Below are 10,761 nucleotides of genomic sequence, written 5' to 3'. Positions count from 1 at the left end.
GGCGGGCGGCCTGCCTAGCCGGCACGATTGCCGGTGTTCAAGCGGCGGTGCCCCGGCGGACACCGCCAGGCCCTAACCCTCGCCACCCCACAGCACGGTCGATTGATCGCCGGTCATGTAGTCGCGGATTTCCGCGGGCAGCGACCTGTCCATCGGCAGCAGTACCGTCGCGTTGCGCAGGTGCTTCCTTTGCATGTGTCCGCGGTCGGCGAAATTCAACGCGATGCGCGTCGAGAAGGGCTGGCGAAACGACGACGACGCCACGCCGGTGACCACGCCGTACAGGAAGCGGATCGGGCGACGGTGCTGAGGCGTCAGGACCGAGAACGTCATTTCGTTCTTCTGCCGCCCTTCGAAATCGATCATGAAGATCCGGTCGCCCATCAGGAAACAGAAGCCGTGGTACTTGAACGAGTAGCCGACCTTGCCGTCCTGATCCAGTAACGGGAAACGCTCCACGGTAACGTACTGCACCACCGAATCGCGCTCGTAGAGGCACGTCACGGAGCGCAGGATGCGCCCCTTGTAGATCGACGAGTTGTGGTACCGGTAGTACACCCCGAGAAAATCCTGCAGCGCGGCGCTCGACGACTTGATCAGCGGCAGAAATCGCAGAAAGCTCGGTGCGGATTTCAAATCGAACGGCAGTTCGTATTCGAGCCCTTCGTAAAAACTGCGGAATTCCGGCGGCGCCCGGAACAGGTCGGCCGGCTCCATCAGAAAAAACTTGGCGATCTTCAGCAGCACCTTCTGCGACGGAACGTGGTGGCCCGCCAGATATTTGTTGAACTGCTGACGATTGATGTTCAGCTTCCGGCAAAAATCTGCGATGGAGTCGAAGGACGCCACGAGCAGCGACAGATTGCTGGCGAGGTTTGAAAGGTCGTGCTGACGATCCATGTCGTTTCTGAAGAAATGATCGAAGGGACCTGCGATGAACGGCGAACCGGCGTGCAACGGTCGGTCGCGGGCCGCGATGCGTCGATTCCCGTGCGGGATTTTCCGTATGGAAACCGAAGGAAATCGACGCATTGAGCGCATCGTGCGGTATCCGAAGCGTGGGCCGCCGCACTGCCTCCGCGCGTGATCGAGTGTACTGCGTTTCGTGCGTCACTGTGCGTCTCTTTTGAGCGCTCCGCGAAATTGAGCACGTGTTTTTAGCGGCAAATACTCCAGCCACCGATCGCATGATCCCGACACGGTCGTGCACGGAACGAGCGGCACCATCCGGGCATGACGCGCCGCGGTGATGCCGCAAGCATCGCGTGACCGTATCAGGAGAGGGGGAGCGCATGAAAGCAGAAACCACACGGAGATTCGAGATGTCTTTTTCCCCAGGAGGCGGCATCCATGCCGGAGCGCCCGGGCAGCGGCGACGCTGGCTGCGCGCGAGCCCCGCAGCCCTTACGCTGGCGCCGAGTGTCGTCGTACTTTTGATTGCCGTCTATGTGTTCATCGGCTGGTCGATCGTCATCTCGTTCACCAGTTCGAAGTTCGCGCCGAACTACGACTTCGTCGGTCTTGCGCAGTATGCAAGGCTATGGGATTCGGATCGATGGAATGTCGCGGTAACGAACCTCGGTTTGTTCTCGATCGCGTTCATGCTGATCTCGCTCGTGCTCGGCCTGCTGCTCGCGATTTTTCTCGACCAGAAGGTGCGGGGCGAGGGGGCGTTCCGGATGATCTATCTGTATCCGATGGCCGTGTCGTTGATCGTGACCGGCACCGCGTGGAAGTGGATCCTGAATCCCGGCCTCGGGCTGGAAAAGCTGCTGCAGGATCTCGGCATCACCGGCATCCATGTCAACTGGCTGATCGACCCGCAGATGGCGGTCTATACGCTTGTCGTCGCCGCCGTCTGGCAAACCGCGGGCTTCGTGATGGCGATCTTCCTGGCGGGCCTGCGCGGGATCGACGGCGAAATCATCAAGGCGGCGCGCATGGAGGGCGCCGGCACGCTGCGCATCTATCTGACCATCATCATCCCGATGCTGCGCGCGTCCGTATTCAGCGTGGTCGTGATCCTGATCTACCAGGCGGTGCGGTCGTTCGACCTTGTCGTGGCGCTGACGAACGGCGGCCCGGGTTTCTCGAGCGACCTGCCGACGACGTTCATGTACAACCTGACGTTCAGCCGCGGCCAGCTCGCGCAGGGCGCCGCCAGCTCCGTCATGATCCTGCTCGTCGTGGTCGCCCTTACCGTCCCGTATCTCTACTCGGAGTTCAAGCGTGAACACAACGACAGTCTCTGACACGGCCCGGCACGTGCGTCGCGTGTCCCGCCCGTCGAGCACGACGCTGCGTGTGGTCGCGCGTGCGGTGCTCTATGCGATTCTCGTCGGCAGCGCGGCTTTCTTCGTGATGCCGCTCGTCGTGATGGTCTTCGCTTCGTTCAAGGACATGGCGGAGATCCGGTCGACGTCGATTCTATCCTTTCCGCTCGCGCCCACGGTCCAGCCGTGGATCGATGCATGGCAAAACGCGTGCGTCGGCATCGACTGCGTGGGCCTGAACGGGTTCTACGTGCGGACCGTGCTGATCGTCGTGCCTGCCGTCGTGTTGTCCACGCTGCTTGGCGCATTGAATGGCTACGCGTTGACGAAATTCAATTTCAGAGGATCGAAGTTCGTCTATGGGGTGATCCTGTTCGGCACCTTTACGCCATATCAATCCGTGTTGATACCGCTTGCGAAGACGCTGGGCGTACTCGGCCTGTCAGGTAGCCTTGCAGGCCTCGTGCTCGTGCATACGGTCTACGGCTTGCCGTTCACGACGATGTTCTTTCGCAACTACTTCATGACGGTGCCGCAGGATCTCGTGAAGGCGGCGCGGGTCGATGGAGCGGGTTTCTGGACGACGTTCGCGTACATCATCCTGCCGCTGTCGGTACCGATGATCGTCGTTACCGTGATCTGGCAGTTCACGTCGATCTGGAATGACTTCCTGTTCGGCGTGTCGTTCACGAGCGGTCAGAACACGCCCATCATGGTTGCGCTGAACAACATGGTGAGTGCGAGCGCGGGCGAACGTCCGTACAACGTCCATATGGCCGGTGCGTTGCTGGCCGCTCTTCCAACCCTCGTCATTTATTTCCTGGCGGGCAAGTATTTCGTGCGCGGCCTGATGGCCGGCGCGGTCAAGGGGTAATCATGGCTTCTCTGCATATTCGCGACGTCCGCAAGAACTACGGCAGCGTTGCGTGCCTCAAGGCAATCAACATCGATGCCGACGACGGTGAATTCCTCGTGCTGCTCGGCCCGTCCGGCTGCGGGAAGTCGACCTTGCTGAACGCGATCGCGGGGCTCGAACCGGTCAACGACGGCGAGATCGTCATCGACGGTTCGGTCGTCAACGACGTCGAATCCGCGAAGCGCGATATCGCGATGGTGTTTCAGTCGTATGCGCTTTACCCGACGATGACGGTGCGCAACAACCTGACATTCGGGATGCGCGTGCGGGGGGCATCGCGATCCGAGCAGGAGGAGGCGGTCAAGCGGGTCGCGGCGATCCTGCAGCTCGATCAGTTGCTCGATCGCAAGCCCAGCCAGCTGTCGGGTGGGCAGCGCCAGCGCGTGGCCATGGGGCGCGCGATGGTGCGGGAACCGAAGATCTTCCTGTTCGACGAGCCGTTGTCGAATCTCGACGCGAAACTGCGCACGGAAATGCGCGCGGAAATCAAGAAGCTGCACCAGCGTGTCGGCACGACCACGGTCTACGTGACGCACGACCAGATCGAAGCGATGACGCTGGCGACGAAGATCGTCGTCATGCGGGGCGGCGAGGTGCAGCAGATCGGCACGCCGGAGGATGTTTACGATCGTCCGGCGAACCTGTTCGTCGCGCGTTTCATCGGGTCGCCCGCGATGAACTGCCTGACGGGCGTGCTGCGTGGCCGTGACACCCACGCGGTTTTCATCGGCGGCGACGGCAGCGGGCACACCGTCGAGATCGCGCTGGGCGCGCTGAGCGACGCGCAACGCGGCTACCTCGACCGGGACGTCGTACTGGGCGTTCGCCCGGAATGGCTCGCGCCGGGCGTCGGGGCAACGAGCTTCCAGGCGACGGTCGACGTCGTGGAGCCGACGGGTGCCGACAACTTCGTGCTGCTGTCGGTCGCGGGCGAATCGATCATGGCCCGGTTCGCGCCCGGTGTCGGACGCGTCGGGGACGTGATGCAGCTCGTCGTCAATGCGGACAAGGCACTGATCTTCGATCCGGCGACCGAACAGCGCGTCGTCTGAAAGGACGGGTCGGTCGGGATCGTGGCGTGCCCGACCGGCCCGTATCAGGACGATGAACGTGGAGTGGAATGACGAACCTTCGATGGCGGGACCGATGTCGGGTATCGACGAACAATACTATCGGGACACGGTGATCGAGCTCTGCGACCTGGCTCGCACGCTGTGCGGCGCCGTGGCGCACGACACGCTCGCGATTACGCGAAAGGGCGACACGTCGCCCGTTACCGAACTCGACAAGCGTATCGAGCTGGCGCTACGCAGCCGCATTCAGGCGCGGCACCCGCTGGATTCCAGCGTCGGCGAGGAGTTCGGCGTGGTCGACGGCCTCGCACACGGCGTGTCGAACCGGAGATGGGTCATCGACCCGCTCGACGGGACGCGCGCGTTCGTGACGGGCAGTCCACTATGGGGCACGCTCGTCGGCGTGCTGTGCGACGGCGTGCCGTGGCTCGGCGCGATCGACATGCCCGCGCTCGGCCAACGAATGATCGCGAGCAGCACCGATGCCGCGACGCACGTCGAGTCGGCTGCCGGCACGGCGGTGCCCCTGTCGGCGGCGCGCATGTGCACGACGACGCCGGACAAGTTCACACCCGACCAGCACGCGGTATACGCCAGGCTCGTCGCGCGTGTCGCCGTGCATCGATACGGCGGCGATTGCTTCAATTACGCGGCGCTGGCCAGCGGGCGGTGCGACCTCGTCGTCGAATCGGGACTCGCCCCCCACGATTTCCTGCCGATCGTGCCGATCGTCGAAGCGGCCGGCGGCCGGATGACGGACTGGCGCGGACGACGATTGACCGAGCGCTCGGCCGGCGACGTCGTCGCGGCGTCGAGCGGCGCGCTTCATGCAAGCGTGATGGCATTGCTGGCCGGCTCGAATGCGTGAAGGGTTCGGCGTGTATCCCTGTAAAATGCGGCATTGCCAGCCCACAGGCGGATGCCTTCCCATCGATGAAGCGTGCCGTATCCATGAAGGACGTCGCATTGGCCGCCGGCGTCTCTCAGCCCGCGGTCTCCTATGCGTACAACAAGCCGTCGGAAATCTCCGAGGCGCAGCGCGAGCATATTTTCGCCGTGGCGAAAAAACTCGGCTATCCCGGGCCCAACGTCCGCGGGCGCAGCCTGCGCTCCGGGCGGGTCGGTGCCGTCGGCCTGATGATCATGGACGAGTTGCCTTACGCATTCGCCGATCCGGCGACCACCTGCCTGCTGCGCGGCATCGGTGAAATCAGCGAGCTCGCGAACGTCGCGCTCGCGCTCTTCCCGCTACAGAAGGATCTGGCGAATCATGCCGGCGACGCCGCGAACGGCAGCCTCGCGGTACGCGGGTTCGTCGACGGCCTGATCGCGTACTCGCTGCCGGACCACTATCCGGTCATCGAGGTCGCGCGCCGGCAGGGCATCCCGGTCGTGATCGTGGACGCACCGATCATCGACAAGGTGCCGTTCGTCGGGATCGACGATCTGCAATCCGCCATCGTCCAGATGCGGCATCTGGTCGAGCTCGGTCACCGGCGGATCGGCATCGTGGCCGACCGGCTGCGTCCGGACGGCGTCAGGGGCATCGTCAGCAGGCAGCGCTTCCAGGAGGCCACGGAAAACGTCGTGCGCGCCCGCATCGACGGCTATCTGCGCGCGGCCGAAGCGGTGGGGCTCGGCTTCGACGACCTGTTGATCGTCGAGGCCGGCGGCTTCGATCGTGCATCGGGCATCTGGGCGGCCGAACAGATGCTGCAGCATACGGGCCTCACGGCAGTGGCGGCGACGTCGGACGTGATGGCGCTCGCGCTCGTGCAGGCGGCGCGTGAACGCGGGGTGGCGGTGCCCGATCGGCTGTCCGTGGCGGGGTTCGACGATATACCGGAAGCAGCCGGCGCAGGGCTCACGACCATCCGCCAGCCGCTGATCGAGAAAGGCCGCCAGGCCGCGCAACTGCTCAGCGAACTGCTGAGTGGCCCCGCCGCCCGCAAGCCGCGCGTGCCCAGGGTGCTCCTGCCGACGGAGCTGGTGGTGCGATCGACGACGCAGGCGCCGGCCGCGGCAAGATGAGCGCGGCCGGCGGATCGCGGCGCAGGGGCAAGCGTCGCTTCAGCGACCGACGAACTGCCTGGCCACACGAAGCGCATTCGCGGCGATCGTGAGCGCCGGATTCACCGCCGCGGAGGACGGGAACCACGAACTGTCGACGATCCACGCGTTTTCCACGTCGTGAAGCCTGCAGTTCGTGTCGAGCACACTCGTGCCCGGGTCGTTGCCCATCACGGCCGTGCCGCATTGATGCGAGTTGGTTGCAATGCCCATACGCTTGTTCAACACGAGCGGATACCCGGCCCGCCGCATCATCGCGACCGTCTTCTTCACGAGCGCCCGGTGTGCACGCAGGTTGTTGGCACGCCACCTGATGCGGATGCGGCCCGACTGCGGATCGACCGTGACGCGATTCTCCGGATCGGGAAGATCCTCGCTGGTCAGGTACAGATCGACGCTGTGGTCGGTCATGTAGCGCGAAACGGCCTTCGGCAGCCACGGATACATGCCCGTCACCATCGGCTCGCGGATCTTGCCGAGCATCTGCACGTTACCGAGCGGAAACGCGTTCTGCGGGGAACGCAAATACCAGTCGTTGACCGCGAGCGTTTTCTGGAACAGCACGTCGTTGGCGCGACGCGGATCGACCGCGAGCATGAACGTGCTGTTGTGAACCATATAGTTGCGGCCGAGCATCCCCGAGCGGTTGCCGATACCTTCCGGATGCGCGTGATCGGCCGATCGCAGCAGAAGGGCCGCCGAGTTCACCGCGCCACACGCAAGGACGAACCGCTTGGCACGGATGCGAACGGGTTGCCCGTCGCGAACGCCGAGCGCCTCCTCGATGCGCGTGCCGTCGGCCGACATGACGAGACGATCGATTCGGGTGCGTACCATCAGTTGTGCGCCGCCGCTGCCGACGAGCGGCCTCAGCACGGACACTTCCGCATCGCCCTTCGCATCGACGAGGCAGGGATAACCGTCGCAGGTCGAGCAGAGCACGCACGGCCGTTCGCGTCCGTAGTTGACGGCCGCCGGCATCACGAACGGACGAAGGCCTTGCGCACGCATCGCCGCGGCGAGCGGCCGCAACGCGGGGTCGTGTTCCAGCGCGGGAAACGGATAGTCGCCGGAGCGCCACGGATCGGTCGGGTCCTGGCCACCCGCGCCATGGACGTTGTAAAGCCGCTCCGCGGCCGCGTAGTACGGCTCCATGTCGGCATAAGTGATCGGCCACGCGGGCGAAATACCCTCGGCGTGTTGAATCGCGCCGAAATCGGCTTCCCTGAACCGTGGAAGCATTGCGCCGAAGACCTTCGTGTTGCCGCCGACGTAGTAGAACACGCCGGGTGAAAACGGCTTGCCGGCGTCGTCGTCCCACGACTCCGCGTTGCGGTAGCGTCCGTCGCGAAATACGGCTTCGGCCTGCCAGTTCTGGATTTCACGAGGCAGGAAATCGCCGCGCTCGACGATGAGCACGTCGAGGCCGTGACCTGCGATGCCTTGCGCGAAACTCGAGCCGCCCATGCCGGACCCCACGATGACCACGTCGCAGGTAATGATTCCATCGCTGCCGGGCACGACCGTCGGGATTTCGCGCCGGAGCACCGGCGCGAAACTGGACAGACCGGACGCCGGACGATGAACAAACGTTGCATCGCTCATGCGCTGACTACCTTACAGATGTTGCTCTGAGTTGCGGAATTGCGCGTACTCTTCCTGGCGCTCGTCGTCGATATAGGCCGGAATCGGGAAATCCCACCAGCCCGGCACCCACGGTCCGGCCGCGTCGCGATCCGTTGGAATCTCGATCAGGCACGGCGCGTTGCTGTCGAGCGCCTGCTGGAGGATCGGCTCGAGTTCGTCATTGCTGTTGACGCGCCACGACTTGAGACCGAATGCCTTGCCGACCGCCTCGAAGTCGGGCGAGTACGGGCGTCCGTCCGGATAGTTGAACTCGGTACCGATATGACGGCTCGTCTGCTTGCGCTGGCCGCCGCGAATCGACATATACCCTGCGTTGTTCTGGACGATGAAGATCACCGGCAGGTTGTTGGTGACGCAAATCGCGATTTCCTGCGACGTCATCAGGAAGTCGCCGTCACCGAGAATGCATACCACCGGGCTGTCCGGCTTCGCGAGCTTCGCCCCGATGGCGGCGGGCACCGCCCAGCCCATCGACGAAAAACCGCCGGAGGTCAGGTGGGTACGCGGGGTGTAGACCGGGAAGGTCTGTTTGACCGCGCCCTGGGTATTGCCCGAGCCGACCACCACGATGGTGTCGCGCGGGAAGATCTTGCGCAGCGCGCCGAGCGGCCGTTGCGATGTGAACGGGAAGCGGTCGGAATCGCGGCGCGTGGCCAGCTTGGCTTCCCATTCCGCCTTGTGCGCGGCGACCTCGGCCAGATATTCGCCGCGCTCGGCCGCATCGCCTTCGAGCGCTTCGACGATATGGGCGAGCGCGTACTTCGCGTCGGCCACGATGCCGACGGCGACCGGATAGTTCTTGCCGATCTCGTGCGGATCGATGTCGATGTGGATCAGTTTGCCGGGCGGAATCGAGAACGTGACGCCTTTCGCGTAGCTCGACGACGACCAGTCGGTAAAACGGCAGCCGACCGCGATGATCACGTCCGCGCTCGATGCGACCTTGTTGCCGCACATCGTGCCGGTTTGGCCGACGCTGCCCGCGAACAGCGCATGGTCTTCGGGGAAGCCGCTCTTGCCGTTCCAGGTGGTGACGACCGGAATCTGCCACTTCTCGGCGAGCGCAAGCACTTCCGCGGCCGCTTCGCCGGTGATGACGCCGCCGCCGATGACCATCACCGGGCGCCTGGCCTGCCGAAGCACGTCCGCCGCTTTTTCGACGGCGATGGGGTCCGGATACACCTTGCCGAGCGGCACGCGTTCCTCGAGCTGGTGCAGCGTGACTTCCGCGGCCTCGGCCTGTGTGTCCATCGGAATCTCGACGTGAACCGGGCCGGGGCGGCCGGTCAGCATCGAGCTGAATGCGCGATGCATGATGAACGGCAACTCCTCGACGCGCTGGGCCACCCAATGACGCTTGGACACGGCTTCGGCGATCTTCGGGAAATCGTTGTCGACGTAGCGTTCGAGTTCCTGAAGCAGGCCGTGACCGCGCATGTGCGTGGGCGGCCCGCCGGTGATGAGCATGACGCTCGTCGAATCGGTGAAGGCCGTTGCCATTCCGATGACCGTATTGCTCGCGCCGGCGCCGATCGACGTGACTGCCGCCATCGGCTTGCCCGACACACGGTAGTAGCCGTCGGCCAGATGCACCGCGCTTTGCTCGTGAAACACCTGGATGAAGCGAATCTCCGAGTCCTTCTCGAGGAACGCGTCCGTCAGCGTCCAGATGCCGTGACCGGGAATGCCGGCGACGTATTCGACACCGTAGTTCTTCAACGTCTGGGCGACGATTTGACTTCCGGTAAGCTTTGCCATTTTTCTATCCTGACTAGGATTTGAGGACACCCGCGCGCGACGACGGTCGGCCCGCGCGGACTTTCTTTGACTGCGTCACGCAGCCGGTCGCGCGGCCCATTGCAGGCCTTGCATCGTGAGGCGGCGAACGTTGATGTCGGACAGGTTGCCGACGTCGTGGCCGATCGAGTGGTAGAACACGCGGCCGCGTCCCCACTGCCTGACCCATGCGACCGGGCTGCGATTGCCGGCCAGCCACGGGAACGGCTTGCCGTCGAAAGTGGTTTCGGCCAGCACGTGGTTGTTCGGATCGACCTGCATGTAGTACTGCTCCGAACGGACTTCGAAGTCCTCGACGCCGCGCGTGACCGGATGGTCGCGATCGATCACGTTGACCATGTACGGATGCGGATAGCCTTCGCCGGCAGGGTGCTCGATGAACGACCCGCCGAGCACCATGTGATAGCGAAGACTTGCGCGAAACGCCGCGGCGGCGCCATGCCATGCGGCGAGGCCGGTGCCGTTCTCGATGGCGTCCAGCAGATGCTTTTCCTGAGACGCGGTCAGCGTCTCGGTCGTGACGGCGTTGTTCCAGCCGATCACGATCAGATCGAAGGCGGACAGATCGCGATCGAGCGTGAAGATGTCGGTCGAACCTTCGACCTCCCAGCCCAGTTCGTCGAACAGTCCGCGCGTCCATGCGGCGACTTCATACGGGTAGTGCCCCGGCCAGCCGCCGTACAGATGGAGAACTCGCATGATGACTTCACTCCTTGTTCAATGGAACTTATACGTATAAGTTGACGAAATGCTGCGCGCCCAAAATGGCGATGTCAAGCACTAGAAAACCCTCGGCCGGCGCGGGCCGGAAGACGGTATCCGGGCGCGCGGGCAGTCGGTCGGGCGCGGCGAAACGCCGGGAGGGACGCGCCTCGGCAGGTGCGTCAGCGCGGTGCGTCATGTCGCGTCAGCTTCGACGCGGATGCGAAATTGTGTCGGCAAATTCGGCCCGCGAAAATTTGCTCGTGTGATCGAACTCGTTCGG

At 64.0% G+C, this 10,761-nt stretch carries 9 protein-coding genes; 5 read left to right on the top strand and 4 right to left on the bottom strand.

Translation table 11 applies throughout. The features are described 5' to 3' along the window. Positions 1-72: 72 nt before the first annotated feature. Positions 73-1,032: a helix-turn-helix transcriptional regulator gene (locus AP428_RS29380; RefSeq protein ID WP_227745880.1), complete on the bottom strand. Its 960-nt coding sequence runs from the start codon at positions 1,030-1,032 to the stop codon at positions 73-75. 290 nt (positions 1,033-1,322) lie between these two features. On the opposite strand from AP428_RS29380, the gene AP428_RS29375 reads away from it, so the two are divergent. The 5 genes from AP428_RS29375 to AP428_RS29355 all read left to right on the top strand — a co-directional run bounded on the left by AP428_RS29375 (position 1,323) and on the right by AP428_RS29355 (position 6,293). Then, complete coding sequence (locus AP428_RS29375) at positions 1,323-2,252, top strand: carbohydrate ABC transporter permease (protein WP_050768789.1); 930 nt, start codon at positions 1,323-1,325, stop codon at positions 2,250-2,252. A 109-nt stretch (positions 2,253-2,361) separates the two neighbouring features. After that, a complete protein-coding gene (locus AP428_RS29370) occupies positions 2,362-3,147 on the top strand; it encodes a carbohydrate ABC transporter permease (protein WP_226110057.1) in 786 nt (261 codons plus the stop codon). 2 nt (positions 3,148-3,149) lie between these two features. Next, positions 3,150-4,241, top strand: a complete 1,092-nt coding sequence (locus AP428_RS29365; RefSeq protein WP_011694996.1) for an ABC transporter ATP-binding protein — start codon at positions 3,150-3,152, stop codon at positions 4,239-4,241. An 82-nt stretch (positions 4,242-4,323) separates the two neighbouring features. After that, positions 4,324-5,130, top strand: coding sequence for an inositol monophosphatase family protein (locus AP428_RS29360; protein WP_226292373.1), 807 nt, complete (start codon positions 4,324-4,326; stop codon positions 5,128-5,130). Positions 5,131-5,213: 83 nt separating this feature from the next. Then, entirely contained in the window at positions 5,214-6,293 is a 1,080-nt protein-coding gene (locus tag AP428_RS29355; RefSeq protein ID WP_226292374.1) for a LacI family DNA-binding transcriptional regulator, read from the top strand. A gap of 39 nt (positions 6,294-6,332) precedes the next feature. On the opposite strand, the gene AP428_RS29350 is transcribed toward AP428_RS29355, so the two are convergent. The 3 genes from AP428_RS29350 to AP428_RS29340 form a co-directional block, all read right to left on the bottom strand. After that, the gene (locus tag AP428_RS29350) at positions 6,333-7,937 is read right to left on the bottom strand and encodes a GMC oxidoreductase (protein ID WP_011545715.1); all 1,605 of its coding nucleotides are present in this window, start codon (positions 7,935-7,937) and stop codon (positions 6,333-6,335) included. A 12-nt stretch (positions 7,938-7,949) separates the two neighbouring features. Further along, the gene (locus tag AP428_RS29345; protein ID WP_011545714.1) at positions 7,950-9,737 is read right to left on the bottom strand and encodes a thiamine pyrophosphate-binding protein; all 1,788 of its coding nucleotides are present in this window, start codon (positions 9,735-9,737) and stop codon (positions 7,950-7,952) included. Positions 9,738-9,812: 75 nt separating this feature from the next. Next, the gene (locus tag AP428_RS29340) at positions 9,813-10,475 is read right to left on the bottom strand and encodes a ThuA domain-containing protein (RefSeq protein WP_011545713.1); all 663 of its coding nucleotides are present in this window, start codon (positions 10,473-10,475) and stop codon (positions 9,813-9,815) included. Positions 10,476-10,761 lie beyond the last annotated feature (286 nt).

Origin of the sequence: Burkholderia sp. E168m22 (genome assembly GCF_001319805.1) — a bacterium.
In the GTDB taxonomy this organism is placed as follows: domain Bacteria; phylum Pseudomonadota; class Gammaproteobacteria; order Burkholderiales; family Burkholderiaceae; genus Burkholderia; species Burkholderia orbicola.
This window is presented reverse-complemented; position numbering and strand designations above follow the sequence as displayed.